The following is a 16,669-nucleotide window of genomic DNA, read 5'->3' on the forward strand; positions in this document are numbered from 1 at the left end:
TAAAAATCGTTGTTTTTCAAGCACCTATTTAAACCAATGCTAAAGTACACAATTGCCTCTGATTTAAAATAATTATCATTGCCAGCATGTACATAAGAGCACAAATTGTATTCATTTTGGCAGTTTTACTTTAATGTATTTATAAATTGAGTAAGATTACGCAGCTCAAAATAAATTCTTTGCAAATGTGCGGTTTGCCGTAAATCACAATATAAACCTGTAATTAAACCAATGGTTTAATTAGCCGCTTAAGGCACCAAGCTTTAACGTTGCAAAAACTGTAAACTGAATTACAACTATCGTGCAAATAGTGCATACTGATACAAGCCGGTTTTACTACCCGGAAAAAAAGCATGCCAAAATCAAGGCTAGCTTTTTTCTTCCCAAATTGCACAAAGGTGTAATATAGTTTCCACAGCCTTTTGCATATCCTGAACTGATACCCATTCCTGCCGCCCGTGAAAGGCATGTTCGCCGGCAAAAATGTTTGGTGTTGGTAACCCCATTAAAGATAAACGGGAGCCATCTGTTCCGCCGCGTATACTGCATAGCTTAGCCTTAAGCCCCGTGCGGTTAATAGCTTCCATACCATACTCCACAATTTGCGGATGCTGATCAAGCACCTGCTTCATATTGCGGTATTGTTCCTTTACTACAAATTCATAGGTAGCTTCAGGATAGTTTTGAAGTACTTGTTCTGCTACGTATTTAATGACACCGGCATGCTGGGTAAGTAAGGCTTCATCAAAGTCGCGGATAATGAAATCGATAGTTGCCTGTTCAACATGACCGCTTATGTTAACCGGGTGCACAAAGCCCTCCATTCCCTCTGTTCCTTCGGGTGAAAGTTCAAAGGGCAGTGCGGCAATAATTTGCCCGGCTATTTTAATAGCACTTTGCATTTGTCCTTTGGCAAAGCCGGGATGTGCACTTACACCCTTAATAATAAGTTTTGCACCATCGGCCGAAAACGTTTCATTCTCCATATTCCCGGCTGTTTCACCGTCAATAGTGTAAGCGGCAAATGCACCCAATTTTTCAAGGTCAACCTTTTCAACACCGCGTCCTATCTCTTCATCAGGCGTAAATAGTATACGGATGTCACCATGTTTAATGTCAGGGTTATTCATCAACTGGTAGCACGCGTCCATAATTTCAGCCACCCCCGCTTTATTATCGGCACCTAAAAGGGTAGTACCGCTGGCAGTTATAATATCGTTGCCTAACTGGTTCTTAAGTTCGGGATGATTTTTTGGTTTGAGCACCTGTGTGGTGTCATCAGGCAAGACTAAATTATTGCCATTATAATTGTGATGTATAATAGGTTTTACACCAAGGCCGCTACAATCAGGAGAGGTATCCATATGCGAGCAAAAGCAAATTACAGGCACATTTTTGTTAGTGTTTGATGGTATGGTGGCGTATACATAGCCATGTTCATCAAGGTGAGCGTCACTAACGCCCATTTCCTGTAATTCCCGCACTAGTAAATGGCCCAGGTCCTTTTGTTTTTCGGTAGAAGGGTAAGTTGCAGAATCGGGGTCAGATTGAGTATCGATAGTTACGTAACGTAAAAAACGCTCGGTAACGGTAAAGTTTAATGGCTTCATAAGCAATGCATATTTGTTGCAAAAATGAAATTTTTATTTGGCTTGACCGTGCTAAGTGAGCAATTACTCCTTACGGAACCTGATACGAAGCTTTATTGTTTCGGGCTTGCCATTGGCATTAGGCCGCCACCTCGTGCCGTTTTTAATTAAATCAATTGCCTTTTCATCCATATCAATCCCCATGCTTTTTAATACCTCAAAATCACTGAGTGTTCCGTTAGTGCCAACAACAAAGCTTAAACGCACCACACCAGTTTTGCCGTTACTTACACGTGCTTCTTTATTCAGGTAATTGTAAAGGTTTTGCCAGCCATTGGCAGGGTGCGCTTCTTGTATTACATCCTGAGGTTCACGCGGGCGCCCATAGCCAACAGCCACAACTTCAGATAGTGATTGATGATTTTGCTTTAAGATAACGTTTAAGCTGTCTTTACTCCCCAGTTTAACTTGTTGTGTATTGTATCCGATAAAGGCAATGCTGAGTTCATCTTTGTCGGTTGCGGCAATTTTAAAACGGCCTTGTGCATCGGTATTAACGCCCAAACCGCTGGAATTTACTTTTACTGTAACGCCAGCTAAGGGTTGCTTGCCATCTTCATCCAAAATTTGGCCTGTTATAATTTTTGCCTGGTTAACCTGTTTATTATAACTCGACGTGCCCCTTAGAGTTATTTGAGGTGACGTAATTGGTGCCGCTTTTATCTGTATGCCGGCAACTCTTCCGGCCAAAGCTTGCGGCAGCGTTGTTGTTAGCAACGAATCGTTTTGAGCATCCTGTAACCCTTTTTTGGCCTTTAAAACTTCAGCGGTCAACAGTTCACTTTTCATCTTTGCCGAAGTATCCCTGCCCGGAACAAGATATCTCATTTGTACATCGTCTTCAATAGCTGAAGATGCTACAGCCTCGTTGGCTTCTGTTACGGGTGCTGGTTGTACAAAGCGTTGTGTAGCCGGGGCCGACGGTTTAATTACAGCAGTAGGCTCTTGCTTAAATTGTTGAGGGGCCGACAATACCGCTGGCTTATTTTTAGCAACAGTTGTTTTATCGGCAGCTGGGAGCTTTGGTTGATTAGCAGCAGGACGATAGTTGAGCAGCCACCAGCTCCCAATGCTTAAAAACACAAGTATTGATGCCGCAATGCCTAAGGCTGGCCACAAGCTTAAGCGCTTATGCTTTGGCTCAATGCGCTGTTGCAGGGTTTGCTGTAACTCGGAAAGATTTGACTCCTGGCTTTTTTCAATCAACTGATAACCTTCCAATGCTTCGGCTAAAAAAGGGTCATTTAGCGCGCGGCGTTCCAACTCGTGCATGGCACGTGCGTCAAGTTCTCCGTTCAGGTACTTTTGTATTAGTAATATGTCGGGTGTTTTATTGCTCACGACTATTTTCCAGACAAATTTTTAAATTACGTTTTCCGTTTTGTATGTAACTCTTTACCTCGTTTAAGGTGTAGCCGGTTATGTCGGCCACCTCTTTATAACACTTTTCTTTTATATAAAATAAATCAACGCTCTGCTTTTGCTGAGGTGATAACTGCTGCATGCACTTTTCTAATTGTTGTATGCCGGCTTCATTATTTATTGCGTCATCATCATTATGATGCAAAACAAAAGGAAATTCCATAACCTCATCTATACTCAACGTTTGGTTTTTTTTGCTAGCGCGTAGCTGCATAAGGCAAAAGTTGCGGCTTAACACAAAAAGCCAGCTCCTAAACTGTTTCACATCGTGCTTGTGTATTTTGATAATGAGTTCCTCAAATATCTGCATAACGGCATCTTTACTTTGCTCTTCATCCTTCAGGTATTTTAAGCACACGCCGTAAACCAGCGGCATGTATTGCTGGTAAAGCTGGCCCAGCACGCTTAGGTCGCCCGTTTGGCGGTAGCGTTGCAGCAGTGCGTCATCGCCCACTGTGTCTGGCTTAATATTTTTACTGAACCAACTCATTAGTAATGGCTGTAAAATAATTTTTTTATCCGGCTTATGGAAATTGGTATGCAACTGCATCCTTACTGCAAAACCATACTTAAACAGCCATGAAAAAAATTCTGTTACTATTTATTGCATTGGGTATTTTAAACAGCGCCCGTGCAACCGACCGCACCGTTACCGGCCATGTTAACGATGCAAACAGCCAGCAACCATTAATGGGGGTACAGGTAAAATTAGATGATACTAAAACGAGTGTTTTAACAAACGTTAAGGGTGCATTTTCTATCCAGGTTCCGCAAGGGATACATAAACTTTCGTTTATGTACTTAGGGTATCGTACGCATACTATTGTACTGAACAAGCAAAGTAAGTTAACGGTGTATCTTAAACCACAAAGCAGTAACCTTAAAGAAATAGCAGTTCTGTCACAGAATGCAAACCCCTCGGTAGTTTGTGCCGAGCCTGCAGCTATCCATAACCAGTTACAGGGCCGTGTTTACGGTTTAGCTGCTACGGCAAAAAGTAAAAATGTAAAATCCCAACGCTTTGTAACGCCAATTGTAGGCAGTTACCCCGGTACTCAAGAAGAGGAAAGCTATAAGGGTGTTGCTGAAAACGGTTTTCAAAACCCAAAAGATAACCCGCTTTCAACATTTTCTGTTGATGTGGATGCTGCCTCATACAGTAATGTGCGCCGGTTTATTAATAATGGGCAAATGCCGCCAAAAGATGCTGTGCGTATTGAGGAAATGATTAATTATTTTAATTACAACCTGCCCACCCCCTCAAACGGCGAACCGGTTGCCATACATACCGAATTATCAACAGCACCCTGGAATTCACAACACCGCCTGCTTCGCATTGGCTTAAAGGCACGTGTGGTGCAAACTGATAAGCTGCCGGCATCTAATTTAGTTTTCCTGGTTGATGTTTCGGGCTCAATGGATGCGCCTAATAAATTGCCGTTATTGCAATCGTCGCTTAAAATGCTGGTAGATCAGCTGCGCCCGCAAGATAAAGTAGCTATTGTAGTTTATGCAGGTGCTGCCGGTTTAATATTGCCATCAACCCCAGGCAATCAAAAAACTACTATCAAAGATGCTATTGACCGGTTACATGCCGGGGGCTCTACCGCAGGTGGCGAAGGTATAAAACTGGCTTACCGCACAGCAAAGCAAAATTTTTTAAAAGCAGGAAATAACCGTGTAATACTGGCAACCGACGGTGACTTTAACGTTGGTGCTTCAACAGATGAGGATATGGAAAAACTGATAGAGCAGGAGCGTAAAAGTGGTGTGTTTTTATCAGTACTAGGTTATGGCATGGGAAATTATAAGGATAGTAAAATGGAAACCCTGGCAGATAAAGGCAATGGTAACTATGCTTATATTGACAATATTACAGAAGCCCGCAAAACCCTGGTGACCGAGTTTGGGGGTACCATATTTACCGTAGCCAAAGACGTAAAACTACAACTGGAATTTAACCCGGCTAAAGTAGCCTCTTACCGCCTTATTGGTTACGAAAACCGGATGCTGAACAAAGAAGATTTTAATAACGATTTGAAAGATGCAGGAGATATGGGTGCCGGACACAATGTAACAGCGCTTTATGAAATTATACCGGCAGGGGTACATGATAGATTTACCCATAGTGTAGACCCACTGAAGTATCAAAAACAGGAGGATAAAGTAAATTATGTTTCCAATGACATGCTTACCATCAAGTTCCGTTACAAAGAGCCTAATGGATTGGCGAGTAAATTAAGCCAGGCGATAATTTTAGATAAGCCTGTAAGCCTGCAAAGCACCTCTGTGGATTTTCGCTTTGCCGCTGCTGTAGCCGAAGTGGGTATGCTGTTACGCGAATCGGAATTTAAGCAAAATTCAAAGTACGACGATGCTATTAAACTAGCCCGCGCCGCCAAAGGAGACGACCATGAAGGCTATCGTGCAGAGTTTATAAAACTGGCCGAAAGCGCAAAGTTGTTAGGTAAGAGTTCTTTAGTGTCTGTTGAATAGACACTTGAAATCTCCTTCGAAATGCGAAGGAGATTTTTTTTAATGTGTACACAGATTCAAGCCTTCTTTAATACATTTGAAAGGAATGTAATTTAAGTCCCTTTTTTTAGGGCATGGAGGCTTTATGAATATTGAAGATGTACGCAACTATTGCCTGCAAAAGCAAGGGGTAAACGAGAGTTTTCCGTTTGGCCCGGAAACGTTGGTTTTTAAAGTTGGCGAAAAATTATTTTTATTGATTGGTTTGGATACGGCTAACCGCTTTAACGTGAAGTGCGACCCCGAACGGGCTGTTGAATTGCGCGAGCAATTTACTGAAGTGCAGCCCGGTTATCATATGAATAAACGCCACTGGAACACCGTTTATATGGATGGGTCACTTAGCCGCAAGCAACTATGTGAGATGATAGACCACTCATACACACTTATAGCTAACAGCCTGCCGAAGAAAATTAAGCAGGAGTTGTTTGGCAATGACCAGGCAAATGAAAATGCTTAGCTTAAACAATAGTTCTTTTGTTGTTAGCTACTACAACAACGTTGGCAACAACTAAAAGGGTAATTAGGGCAATCATCATGGCTTTACAAGTTAAATTAATTACTGAGGTTAAGACAAAACGCATTCCACAATTAAAAAGTGCCCTTTATGAAGGGTTACAACGACTTTGTTACTATCAATAGTGAAAGAGTGAGGAAGCCTTGCCCCAAAAAGGGTAAGAATTGAGTACTCAAAATATATGGTACCGGCTAAGGGCGCTTGCGTCGGCGTGGTTTCACAGGTTCGGGCGTTGGTTCCATAGGCTCGTCAAAGTTTTCATGAGCGTTGTAAGTGCGGGCCATTTTAGCAACACGCTCTTCCAGGCTTTCCATTGTTATCTTCTCACGAAGACGATCAACCATAATAGGAAAGGCAAATGGCGTTGGCCGTTCAAGTACCTTGATAACTATCTCTTGTTTTTGAATACGCTGTAAGGCCTCACGCAACCTGAATTCTTCTAACTGAAAGGCCAGCGCCTCATTAAATGCCTGCCTTACCAGCAAATTATCCGGCTCATACTCTCTGAAAACATCAAACAATAAACCACTGCTGGCCTGTAAGTGCCGGTTTTTCAATGGCTGACCGGGATACCCGTTGAAAATCAATCCGCCAATTTGAGCAATATCTCTAAAGCGTCGCCTGGCCATTTCATTGGCGTTAAGGCTATGTTGAATATCATCTAACAAATTATGAATGGTAAACAGATCTTCTTCCAAAGCTTCCATTAACGGTATAGGTTCATCGGTAAGTAGCTCAAAGCCGTAGTCGTTCATGGCAATGCTGTAGGTTGCCTTTCGTATTTTACCCATACGGTAAGCAATCAATGACGCCATTCCCTCGTGAACCAGTCGCCCTTCAAACGGATAAACAAAAAGGTGAAAACCATCCCGCGATTCGAAAGATTCAATCAACAAATCGGTTTTGCGCGGAAGATGCGATAGCTGCTCCTGCAGGTTAAAAAGTGAGCGTAAGGCTACTACCTCCTCATCTTTTTCTAAATGCTGGGCAACCTCGTCTAACTTGTCGCGTAGTACTGATGATAGCTGCGAAGAGAGGGGCATACGGCCGCCTGCCCAACTGGGTATAAGGCCCTTTGCCTTGCTTGATTTCCTTACAATGGCCGTCATGTCTTTCAGCTGTACAAATTCAAGACTACGGCCGGCAAACCAAAAAGTATCGCCGGGTTTAAGTTTGGCAACAAAGCCTTCTTCAATTGATCCTAATGAGCCGCCATGCAACATTTTTACCCTAAGCGTTGCATAGCTGGTAATAGTGCCTATGCTAAATCTGTGACGCATAGCCACGCGCCGGCTGTTAACTTTGTACAATCCGTCCTCAACTTCTACCTTTAAAAATTCATCGTACTGTGACAGCGTGGCGCCACCGGTAGTGATGAAGCCAAGCAATTCGTTAAACTCGGTACGGCGTAAATCGGCAAAGGCGTAGGTAGTTTTTACCTCTTCGTAAAGCTCGTCGGCCCTGAAGCCGTCAGATACGGCCAGCGTTACCATGTACTGAATAAGTACGTCAATAGCCAGCAAAACCGGGTCGCGGCTTTCAAACTGCTGGTTGGCAATAGCTTGTTTTAGTGCTGCCCCTTCCAGTAACTCCAGCGAATGCGTAGGAATATAGTACGCCCGTGAAACTGCCCCCGGATGGTGACCGCTACGCCCGGCTCGTTGCATAAAACGGGCCACACCTTTAGGGCTGCCCACCTGAACCACCGTATCAACCGGTCTGAAATCCACCCCCAGGTCAAGACTGGAAGTACAAACCACCAGTTTAAGCGTTCCCTCGTGCAGGGCTTGTTCTACCCAGTTGCGTAAATCATTATCTAATGACCCATGGTGCATGGCCATTATGCCTGCATACTCAGGGTAATTATTGAGTATGGCATGGTACCATATTTCAGATTGAGCACGGGTGTTGGTAAATATGAGCGTAGTTTTACTATTGGCTACAATTTCCATTACCTCGGGCAGGAGTTTTAAGCCAATGTGCCCGGTCCACGAATAGTTCTCCACATCCTGCGGAATAACTGATCGTATATCGAGTTTCTTTTCAATATGCGCACGCACCATCTTCATTTGCTCAGGCGGAAACCTGGTGCCAAGCAATACCTCGGCCGCTTGTTCGAGGTTACCGATGGTAGCACTAATACCCCATGTTTGGAGTTTCATTTGTCCTGTTGGCGGTTGCAGGGTTTCAGATGTCGGACTTTTAGCTGGTGCTTTTTTTTCGGGCAGCCGAGGACCCGTAACAGAGAGGTGGCGAAGTTTTGATAGCCCCAATTCTATTTGTACACCGCGCTTGGTTCCAAGTAATTCATGCCACTCATCAATTACAACAACGTTTAAGTTTTTGAAAACACTTGGATAATCTTTTTGAGCCAGCATCAGGTGCAAGCTTTCAGGAGTAGTAAGCAACACTTCCGGAAGCTTCTTGCGCAGGGCCTGCTTTTCGGCAGCGGATGTATCGCCGGTGCGGGTACCTATGCGCCAGGGTAGGCCAACCTCATCGCACACCTCTTGCATGGCTTTTCGTATATCATTGGTTAACGCTCGTAAAGGTGTTATCCACAGCATTAGCAAGCCGTTGTTTGTACGGGTTTGGAACGTATCAGGGTATTGATTAATATAGCCAACCAAAAAGGGCAAAAACAGGGCGAATGTTTTACCACTACCCGTAGGGGCATTAAGCAAACCCGAGTAGCCGGCAAGGTAGGCATCCTGCATTTCCTGTTGAAACGGAAACTGCCGCCAGCCTTTTTGCTTAAACCAGTTGCCTATTATTTGCTGCCCTTTGCTGTTCATTGATGTAATAATACAAAGCAACCTTTATTTGGTTGCAGTTGAACACTAACAGCGTCAAAATTGTATAACTATATTATGGCACGATTTACTGTTTTACTCCTCGCTGCTGTAAGCTTTATGGCTTGCAATCAGCCCGCTTCAAAAAATGTAAAAGCTGAAGAGACCACTGTTACGTCAAGCAGCACTAGTACTGAGCTTGAAAAGAATTCCGTATCCAACAACCAGCTCATCATCCCAGGTAAATCCATTGGGCAAACTGCATTAAATGATAACGGTGCCGATGTTACCCGGCGCTTGGGCCGCCCTGATGCAGGTGATGCTGCCATGGGTAAATCAATGTCAGTATGGTATGCCAACCATGATAGTACAAGTTACGAAACAATGATATTTACCTCGCGGCAAATGGGTACTGAGGATGAAACCAGTCGTGTAAAACAAATAAGAATTACATCGCCATGGTTTGTTACTAAAGACAGCGTTAAGGTAGGATCAAGCTTTGAGCAGATTGAAGATCTATATCAGCCTACAAAGACAGCATGGTTTAAAAAAGACTTGAAAAGGTTTGAAATTTACCAGGCCAACGGCATAGCCTTCGAAATAAACAACGAGCAAAAGTGCACGGCAATAATGGTGTTTATTCCTGATGTTAAACCCGCGGGCACCTACCTGCCGTTTTATGACAACTTAAATATTTACTGACCGGGAAAGGCTTTTTTAAGCTCTTCCTGAAACTCAGGCAAATGTGCCTGCATACGGCTTTGCCCTAACTGAATGCCCCGTTGCATTAATGCTGATAGCTTTTGATTTACTTTTTTACCGGTTGGGGTTAAGTAAAATTTGGTAATGTCTTTAAGTTCCTGTTCGGTAAATTCTTCAGCATAAATTTTGGCAAGATCATTCTTTAGCATGTCATAACTCATGTATTTTTTAAGAAAGCTTTTTAATATTTGGCTGAACTTCTCTTTGTTTTCGGCCGGTATTTGAGTACTGCTGGCGTCAATCATGCTTTTATACATGCCATCCATTTGGGTTGAAAGTCCGGTTGCCGCCAGCATGTCTGCTGCTGCCTGCAGCCTTGAAGCGGGTATGGTTGTATTAGTAACGGATGATACAGGAGCTTGTTGCGCGTTAGCCGTGCTAACGAATGCGCATATTATGGCAGTGAAAAGTATTAGTTTCTTAGTGATCATAAGGCGGATGTTTAGGTGTATTGATATAGAAATAAAGGGCTGTCAGATACTTAAACATCCAGTTCGAGTAAAACCGGGCAATGGTCTGAATGGCGGGCTTCAGGTAATATGGCGGCACGTTTAATAGCGCTTTGCAACTCGGCAGTAACCATATTATAATCAATGCGCCATCCCAGGTTTTTTGCCCGGGCGTTAGCTCTGAAACTCCACCATGTATAATTATGCGGTTCCTGGTTAAGATAACGGAAGCTGTCTACAAATCCCATTTCGATAAAGCGATCCATCCAGGCGCGCTCTTCGGGTAAAAAGCCCGATGAATTTGCGTTTGATTTGGGGTTATGTATATCAATAGGTCTGTGGCAAATATTATAATCGCCGCAAACTACCAGTTTTGGGTAAGCCCATTTCAACTGATTGAGGTATTCGCCAAACTCATCTAAGAAACGGTATTTAAAAACCTGGCGCTCATCACCGCTTGAGCCTGAGGGAAAGTATACACTCATTACCGAAATGTCTTCAAAATCAACCCTTATGCAGCGGCCTTCATTATCAAAATCTTCAATACCGCAACCGTATTCAACATGCTTGGGGGTGTGTTTAGTAAAAATAGCCGTACCGCTGTAACCCTTTTTTTGTGCCGGATACCAGTAATGCTGATAACCCAACTGCTCAACCAAAAACAAGTCGGTAAGTACTTCGGGTGTAGCTTTAATTTCCTGTAAGCAAACAACATCGGCATCAATAGCTTGCAGCCAGGTAAGCCAGCCTTTGGTGATGGCCGAACGTATGCCGTTTACGTTATAAGTAACAATTTTCATATCAACTTAATGCGTGATTGGGTTACAACACCAACCATTAACTAATTATTTTTAAAAAAGAATGTCATTCCGACGAAGGATAAATCTTTTCGAAGCTATTAGCTTATCAATTCGAAAAGATCCCTCACTATCGTTCGAGATGACATGTTTGTTTTTTGTGCAGCCTGATGTTGGTGGTACCACCAACCTTCGCTACTTACTTCTTCACCCAGCCGTCTTTCAACGTAACGGTGCGGTTAAACACCAGCTTTTCATCGGTTGAAAGCTTGTCAAGCGTAAAGTATCCTTTGCGGATAAATTGGTATCCCTTACCTGGTAAGGCCTCAGCCAAATCGGGTTCAACAAAGGCATTTATAATTTGCAAGCTGTTAGGGTTGAGGTCATCCTTAAAGTCGCCCTCTTCTGCAGCCGGATTTTCTGATTTAAACAGGCGGTCGTACAAACGTACCTCGGCAGTTTTTGCGCCGGGTACGCTTACCCAATGTATGGTACCTTTAACGTTAATGCCGCTGGTATCATTACCCGATTTTGATTCGGGGATGTAAGTACAATGCACCTCTGTTACGTTGCCGTCGGCATCTTTCACAAAGCTCTCACATTTTACAATATAAGCGTGTTTTAAGCGTACCATAAGGCCAACCCCCAGGCGGAAGAATTTTTTAGGCGGAACTTCCATAAAGTCTTCGCGCTCAATATACAGCTCGTTGCTAAACGGAATATCGCGTCCGCCTTCGCCACCTTCAACCTCCGGATTGTTTTCGCCATGCAGGGTTTCGGTTTGCCCTTCGGGGTAGTTGGTGATAATGAGTTTAATAGGATCCAAAACGACCATGCGGCGCCATGCAGTTTTATTTAAATCCTCGCGGATACAAAACTCCAGTAAACCTACGTCTATTAGGTTTTCGCGCTTGGCTACGCCAATGCGCTCACAAAATTCGCGTATAGATGCCGGCGTATAACCACGACGACGTAAGCCGCTGATGGTAGGCATGCGCGGATCGTCCCAGTCCTCAACATGGCCTTCATTTACCAGTTGCAGTAACTTGCGCTTGCTCATTACCGTGTAGGTAAGGTTTAAGCGGGCAAACTCATACTGGCGCGAAGGGAAAATTTCGAGCTTATCAATAAACCACTCATAAAGCGGGCGATGCGGAATAAACTCAAGCGTACAAATAGAGTGCGTAATTTCCTCAATAGCATCTGATTGGCCGTGAGCAAAATCATACATTGGGTAAATGCACCATTTATCACCGGTACGGTGATGGTGGGCATGACGTATGCGGTACATCAGCGGATCGCGCAAATGCATGTTAGGTGAAGCCAGGTCAACCTTGGCACGCAGTACTTTAGCACCATCAGGGTATTTACCCGCTTTCATTTCTTCAAAAAGCTGCACGTTTTCTTCAATACTGCGGCTGCGGTACTGGTTAGGGGTGCCGGGCTCGGTAGGCGTACCTTTCTGAGCCGCTATTTCTTCGGGAGTACTATCATCAACATAAGCTAAACCCTGTTTAACCAGGTTTAAGGCAAATGCGTACAGTACATCAAAATAATCAGATGCATACAGTTCGTTAGCCCACTCAAAGCCAAGCCAGCGTACATCTTCTTTTATACTTTCTACGTACTCGGTGTCTTCGGTAACAGGGTTGGTATCGTCAAACCGTAAATTGGTTTTACCATTGTACCGCTGCGCAAGCCCAAAGTTTAAGCATATTGATTTAGCATGCCCAATGTGCAGGTATCCATTAGGCTCGGGAGGAAAACGCGTATGTACACGGCCGTTGTTTTTGCCGGTTTGTAAGTCGTTCTCTACAATTTCTTCAATAAAGTTAAGTGCTCTTTCTTCAGTCATACTTTGTATGTGTACTTAGGCAAATGTAGTAAAAAATAGCGCTTACAGGCTGTGTGTGGCATTGTGAGTTTGATTTATATGCCATACAGTTTAAAACTGTTTTACTTAGTTAAAAAGAAATATTAGTTGATAGTTAAAAATATGAGTGATGCTTGGGAAAAAACTACAAAATTTGTCATTTTTGTAAGTAACGCTACCAGTGAAACAAACAGATTACCTTTAATTGAGTAAATTGCCGCTATGAAAAAAATCCTCATCATTGATGATGAAGTAAATACCGCACTATTGCTGTCTAAATTCTTAACCCGTAATGGTTTTGAAGTTACCACTGCCTCCAGCGGCAGTAACGGCATGGAGCAGTTGAAAAATAGTGAATATAATTTAGTGCTGTGCGATTACCGTTTGGAAGATACCGACGGCCGCGAGATGCTGAAGTATATAAAAAATAACTACCCCAAAACCGGTGTAATTATTATTACCGGTTACTCTGATATAAAAATGGCGGTTGAGCTCATTAAAATGGGCGCTTATGACTACATAACAAAACCGTTATACCCTGATGAAATTTTAACTACCATCAACAAGGCTATTGAAACTCACTACGCCCTGCTTGAAGCTGCCGACCAGGAAGCTTCGGCAACATCGGCAGCGGTGAGCAATACCAAAGCCGGTGGCAGCAGTAAAGACAAGGGTAAGCAAGTAATGTCTAACGAGTTTGTGAGCGGCAACAGCCGTGCATCAAAAGAGCTGTTAAGGCAAATTGAACTTGTAGCGCCAACTAACTACAGTGTTATTATTATGGGCGAAAGCGGTACCGGTAAAGAATCGGTTGCCAAAAGCATTCACCTTAATAGTTCACGCCGCGATCAGCCTTTTATTGCCATGGACTGCGGATCTTTAACCAAAGAGCTTGCACAAAGTGAGTTTTTTGGCCACGAGAAAGGCTCTTTTACCGGTGCCCTTTACACCAAAATAGGTCATTTTGAAATGGCTAACGGCGGTACGCTGTTTTTAGATGAAGTTGGTAACCTATCATATGACATTCAGGCTGCACTTTTACGAACCGTACAGGAACGCAAGGTAAAACGTATTGGCTCAACTAAAGAAATTGACCTTGATGTGCGCCTGATTGTGGCCACAAACGAAAATTTACAGGATTCTATTCAAAAAGGCCGTTTCAGGGAAGATTTGTACCACCGTTTTAACGAGTTCAGCATTTACATGCCTGCACTGCGCGAACGTGGACATGATATTATTTTATTGGCTGAGCATTTTTTACGTAGTGCCAACCAAGAATTAGGCCGTAATGTAAGCCGCCTGTCGCCCGAGGTAGTGGAGTGCTTTATGAACTACAGATGGCAGGGTAATATTCGTGAGCTTAAAAATGTTATACGTCGAGCCACGCTATTGAGCGAGGGCGATGAAATACAAATGAAGGCGTTGCCGCTGGAAATGCTTGCTTATAGCAGGATGCCTATGGATGGGCCAACCAATTCGGCAACATTTGTAGGTATGCACCAGGAGCAGTCTTCGGCACCGGCACCGGTTAAAGAAGTGCGCCACGACTTAAAGAATGCAGCCCTTGAAGCGGAGTATGAAACTATTTTAAAGGTTTTGCGAGAGGTTAATTTTAACAAAACCAAGGCGGCCGAAATTTTAAAAATAGACCGTAAAACGCTGTACAATAAAATGAAGGCAATTAACTTAGGCAAGTAGTATGGCATTGGAGCACGACGAAGAACAGTATAATACAGTTGACGGCCCGGCTATACGCACGTTTAAGCACGATATTAAAAACCAACTGTCTAACATTCATTTAGCTGTTGAGCAATTGCGTTACGAAGTAGAAAACCCAACTGAGGATTTTGCTTTTTATATGGATACTATTAAAATGAGCTGCAATAAAATTAATGAAATGGTCAAAGAGCTTGGCTCATAGTAACAAACTATAAAATTATTGAAAGCGCCCCGAACATTGTGGCGCTTTTTTGTTTTATAGTAAATTCACATTCACTTCTCCCAAATGCCTGTTTTTAGTCATAAGCAACGTAATACTATTGTATTAGTAAGCATTATTGTGCTTGGCTGCTTTTTGCTATATGCGCTGAGCGAAATTTTCAGTGCCATATTAGGCGCTATTGTATTATACGTTCTGTTCAGGCCGTTATACCTGTTTTTGACCGAAAAAAGGGGATGGAATAAAGGAGTTTCTGGTATAGTGATCATTCTGGTCTCACTGGTAGTAATTGTAATCCCTTTTTTATTGATGAGTTTTATGGTGATTGAAAAAATCATCAGCTTCAATACAAAGGCACTGCCTATTGACTCGTGGGTGGATAAAATTGATATGTTTACTGCCGAGCACTTTGGGCAGCCCCGTTTTGCCGAAGACACACTTCAAAAGTTGGGCAGCTATGCAGCTGAACTTTTTCCTTCCATATTAGGTAGCGCAGCTAATATAATACTCACCCTGCTGGTAATGTATTTCATACTGTATTTTATGTTCGCTGAGTTGCGCAAATTTGAAGCAGGTATGATTAGGTATGCGCCCTTTAGCCAGCAGCATGCACTAAAATTTGCAATGGCACTGCGTAATGCCACATATTCAAACGTGCTGGGGCAGGGAATTATATCATTAGTACAGGGTGTTTTGCTGGCAAATGGCTTTTGGATTGTTGGTATACCCGACGCCGTTTTTTGGGGTGTAATAGCAACTTTTATATCCTTTTTGCCTGTTGTTGGAGCCCCCACATTATCCATTCCGGCTGGTATATACCTCATGCTTTTGGGGCGTACCTGGGCAGGCGTTGGTATTATGGCGTACGGCCTGTTGTTTATAGGTAATCTTGATCATGTTTTGCGCATGGTAATTAATAAGCGCATTGCCAACACGCACCCGGTAATTTCTATTATAGGTGTATTTATAGGTTTGCCTTTATTTGGTATTTTGGGCCTGGTTTTCGGACCGGTGCTGCTGTCATATTTTATACTCCTTACACAGGTTTATGAAACCAACCGTATGGCAGCCGACCGCCTTGAGCGGGTTCGTAAAATACCTAACGATGTATAAATTTATAACTGCCTATAAACAAACGGCTGCTTAAGCCGTTAAATAATTGAAACCTGATAATAGTAAACATTAACTTATATCACCATGAATACAAAAGATGTAACCAATCTGATTAATAAATTACCTGGTTTAAAAAAAGATACGGGTATGGGCGATGGCGCTAAAGTAGCTATTGCATTGCTTGCAGGTATTGCTGCCGGTGCTGCTTTAGGAATTTTATTTGCACCTGATAAAGGTACCGAAACCCGCGATAAGCTATCAGAATCATTAGCAAACCTTGGCGAAAGCATTAAAGAAACTGCTGCTGCCGAAATTGACCGTTTAGCCGGTTTAAAAACAAAGGTGGTTGATAACATCAAAACCAAGCTAAACGGCGAAGAAGCCGAATATCAGGACGACCTGGAACACGCATAATTAACATAATTTTACCGGCTGTGCTGCACAGCCGGTAACTATATACCGAGTTATAAATGGAAGAAGAAAAAAAAGCTGAACAAGCACCACAACCCAACATACTCGACCAGTTGAAAGATTACGCGGAAACCCGCTTTTTACTGGCCAAGTACAAAACCATTGAGAAAAGCACCTCAGTTGCTGCAAGTTTGGTTACCGTTGTGGTACTCGTATTTAGCCTGTTGCTAACCTTCTTGTTTGCTACGTTTACACTGGCATTGTTTTTAGGTGATGTTTTAGGTGCGGCGTGGAAAGGATTTGGCATAGTGGCTTTATTTTATCTGCTGATAGCAATCATTGTTATCACCGCTAAAAAGAGCATCGAAAAGCCGATTGTTAACCTGCTGATCAGCAAAATATTTAAATAA

General features: G+C 43.0%; 15 protein-coding genes. 8 read left to right on the forward strand and 7 right to left on the reverse strand.

What is annotated here, in order from left to right; translation table 11 throughout:
• Positions 1-368: 368 nt before the first annotated feature.
• From pepT to QZ407_RS08445, 3 genes are all read right to left on the reverse strand, one after another.
• Complete coding sequence (gene pepT / locus QZ407_RS08435) at positions 369-1,610, reverse strand: peptidase T (RefSeq protein ID WP_295769718.1); 1,242 nt, start codon at positions 1,608-1,610, stop codon at positions 369-371.
• Between the two features lie 63 nt (positions 1,611-1,673).
• Complete coding sequence (locus tag QZ407_RS08440) at positions 1,674-2,990, reverse strand: TonB family protein (protein WP_295769720.1); 1,317 nt, start codon at positions 2,988-2,990, stop codon at positions 1,674-1,676.
• The gene (locus QZ407_RS08445; RefSeq protein ID WP_295769722.1) at positions 2,980-3,561 is read right to left on the reverse strand and encodes a sigma-70 family RNA polymerase sigma factor; all 582 of its coding nucleotides are present in this window, start codon (positions 3,559-3,561) and stop codon (positions 2,980-2,982) included. The genes QZ407_RS08440 and QZ407_RS08445 overlap by 11 nt, the downstream gene beginning before the upstream one ends.
• Before the next feature lie 89 nt (positions 3,562-3,650).
• Between QZ407_RS08445 and QZ407_RS08450 the strand changes: the two genes are divergently transcribed.
• Positions 3,651-5,567, forward strand: coding sequence for a von Willebrand factor type A domain-containing protein (locus QZ407_RS08450; RefSeq protein WP_295769723.1), 1,917 nt, complete (start codon positions 3,651-3,653; stop codon positions 5,565-5,567).
• A gap of 124 nt (positions 5,568-5,691) precedes the next feature.
• Positions 5,692-6,066, forward strand: coding sequence for an MmcQ/YjbR family DNA-binding protein (locus QZ407_RS08455; RefSeq protein WP_295769726.1), 375 nt, complete (start codon positions 5,692-5,694; stop codon positions 6,064-6,066).
• 248 nt (positions 6,067-6,314) lie between these two features.
• Here QZ407_RS08455 and QZ407_RS08460 read toward each other — a convergent pair whose 3' ends face one another.
• The gene (locus QZ407_RS08460; RefSeq protein ID WP_295769729.1) at positions 6,315-8,918 is read right to left on the reverse strand and encodes a ligase-associated DNA damage response DEXH box helicase; all 2,604 of its coding nucleotides are present in this window, start codon (positions 8,916-8,918) and stop codon (positions 6,315-6,317) included.
• A gap of 75 nt (positions 8,919-8,993) precedes the next feature.
• Here QZ407_RS08460 and QZ407_RS08465 point away from each other — a divergent pair, with 75 nt between their 5' ends.
• Positions 8,994-9,617, forward strand: a complete 624-nt coding sequence (locus QZ407_RS08465) for a hypothetical protein (protein ID WP_295769731.1) — start codon at positions 8,994-8,996, stop codon at positions 9,615-9,617.
• On the opposite strand, the gene QZ407_RS08470 is transcribed toward QZ407_RS08465, so the two are convergent.
• The 3 genes from QZ407_RS08470 to QZ407_RS08480 all read right to left on the reverse strand — a co-directional run bounded on the left by QZ407_RS08470 (position 9,611) and on the right by QZ407_RS08480 (position 12,778).
• A complete protein-coding gene (locus QZ407_RS08470; RefSeq protein ID WP_295769733.1) occupies positions 9,611-10,108 on the reverse strand; it encodes a DUF2059 domain-containing protein in 498 nt (165 codons plus the stop codon). The genes QZ407_RS08465 and QZ407_RS08470 overlap by 7 nt on opposite strands.
• A 50-nt stretch (positions 10,109-10,158) precedes the next feature.
• Positions 10,159-10,926 carry an exodeoxyribonuclease III gene (locus QZ407_RS08475; protein ID WP_295769735.1) on the reverse strand — a complete coding sequence of 256 codons (768 nt, stop codon included), beginning with the start codon at positions 10,924-10,926 and terminating at the stop codon, positions 10,159-10,161.
• Between the two features lie 196 nt (positions 10,927-11,122).
• On the reverse strand, positions 11,123-12,778 hold the full coding sequence (locus tag QZ407_RS08480; RefSeq protein ID WP_295769737.1) for a glutamine--tRNA ligase/YqeY domain fusion protein: 1,656 nt from the start codon (positions 12,776-12,778) through the stop codon (positions 11,123-11,125).
• Positions 12,779-13,018: 240 nt separating this feature from the next.
• Here QZ407_RS08480 and QZ407_RS08485 point away from each other — a divergent pair, with 240 nt between their 5' ends.
• The 5 genes from QZ407_RS08485 (at position 13,019) to QZ407_RS08505 (ending at position 16,669) form a co-directional block, all read left to right on the forward strand.
• Positions 13,019-14,494: a sigma-54 dependent transcriptional regulator gene (locus tag QZ407_RS08485; RefSeq protein ID WP_295769739.1), complete on the forward strand. Its 1,476-nt coding sequence runs from the start codon at positions 13,019-13,021 to the stop codon at positions 14,492-14,494.
• Position 14,495: 1 nt separating this feature from the next.
• Positions 14,496-14,717 carry a hypothetical protein gene (locus QZ407_RS08490; protein WP_295769741.1) on the forward strand — a complete coding sequence of 74 codons (222 nt, stop codon included), beginning with the start codon at positions 14,496-14,498 and terminating at the stop codon, positions 14,715-14,717.
• 84 nt (positions 14,718-14,801) lie between these two features.
• The gene (locus tag QZ407_RS08495; RefSeq protein ID WP_295769743.1) at positions 14,802-15,848 is read left to right on the forward strand and encodes an AI-2E family transporter; all 1,047 of its coding nucleotides are present in this window, start codon (positions 14,802-14,804) and stop codon (positions 15,846-15,848) included.
• Positions 15,849-15,995: 147 nt separating this feature from the next.
• A complete protein-coding gene (locus QZ407_RS08500) occupies positions 15,996-16,262 on the forward strand; it encodes a YtxH domain-containing protein (RefSeq protein WP_157542631.1) in 267 nt (88 codons plus the stop codon).
• A gap of 56 nt (positions 16,263-16,318) precedes the next feature.
• On the forward strand, positions 16,319-16,669 hold the full coding sequence (locus QZ407_RS08505; RefSeq protein WP_295769745.1) for a phage holin family protein: 351 nt from the start codon (positions 16,319-16,321) through the stop codon (positions 16,667-16,669).

It is taken from the genome of uncultured Mucilaginibacter sp., from assembly GCF_913773635.1.
GTDB lineage: Bacteria > Bacteroidota > Bacteroidia > Sphingobacteriales > Sphingobacteriaceae > Mucilaginibacter.

Bases quoted from the DNA above. Each gene is read 5' to 3' on its own strand.
- QZ407_RS08470 (WP_295769733.1), bottom strand. From the start codon at position 10,108: ATGATCACTAAGAAACTAATACTTTTCACTGCCATAATATGCGCATTC.
- QZ407_RS08505 (WP_295769745.1), top strand. From the start codon at position 16,319: ATGGAAGAAGAAAAAAAAGCTGAACAAGCACCACAACCCAACATACTC.
- QZ407_RS08465 (WP_295769731.1), top strand. From the start codon at position 8,994: ATGGCACGATTTACTGTTTTACTCCTCGCTGCTGTAAGCTTTATGGCT.
- QZ407_RS08480 (WP_295769737.1), bottom strand. From the start codon at position 12,778: ATGACTGAAGAAAGAGCACTTAACTTTATTGAAGAAATTGTAGAGAAC.
- QZ407_RS08485 (WP_295769739.1), top strand. From the start codon at position 13,019: ATGAAAAAAATCCTCATCATTGATGATGAAGTAAATACCGCACTATTG.
- QZ407_RS08475 (WP_295769735.1), bottom strand. From the start codon at position 10,926: ATGAAAATTGTTACTTATAACGTAAACGGCATACGTTCGGCCATCACC.
- pepT (WP_295769718.1), bottom strand. From the start codon at position 1,610: ATGAAGCCATTAAACTTTACCGTTACCGAGCGTTTTTTACGTTACGTA.
- QZ407_RS08500 (WP_157542631.1), top strand. From the start codon at position 15,996: ATGGGCGATGGCGCTAAAGTAGCTATTGCATTGCTTGCAGGTATTGCT.
- QZ407_RS08450 (WP_295769723.1), top strand. From the start codon at position 3,651: ATGAAAAAAATTCTGTTACTATTTATTGCATTGGGTATTTTAAACAGC.
- QZ407_RS08455 (WP_295769726.1), top strand. From the start codon at position 5,692: ATGAATATTGAAGATGTACGCAACTATTGCCTGCAAAAGCAAGGGGTA.
- QZ407_RS08490 (WP_295769741.1), top strand. From the start codon at position 14,496: ATGGCATTGGAGCACGACGAAGAACAGTATAATACAGTTGACGGCCCG.
- QZ407_RS08445 (WP_295769722.1), bottom strand. From the start codon at position 3,561: ATGAGTTGGTTCAGTAAAAATATTAAGCCAGACACAGTGGGCGATGAC.
- QZ407_RS08460 (WP_295769729.1), bottom strand. From the start codon at position 8,918: ATGAACAGCAAAGGGCAGCAAATAATAGGCAACTGGTTTAAGCAAAAA.
- QZ407_RS08495 (WP_295769743.1), top strand. From the start codon at position 14,802: ATGCCTGTTTTTAGTCATAAGCAACGTAATACTATTGTATTAGTAAGC.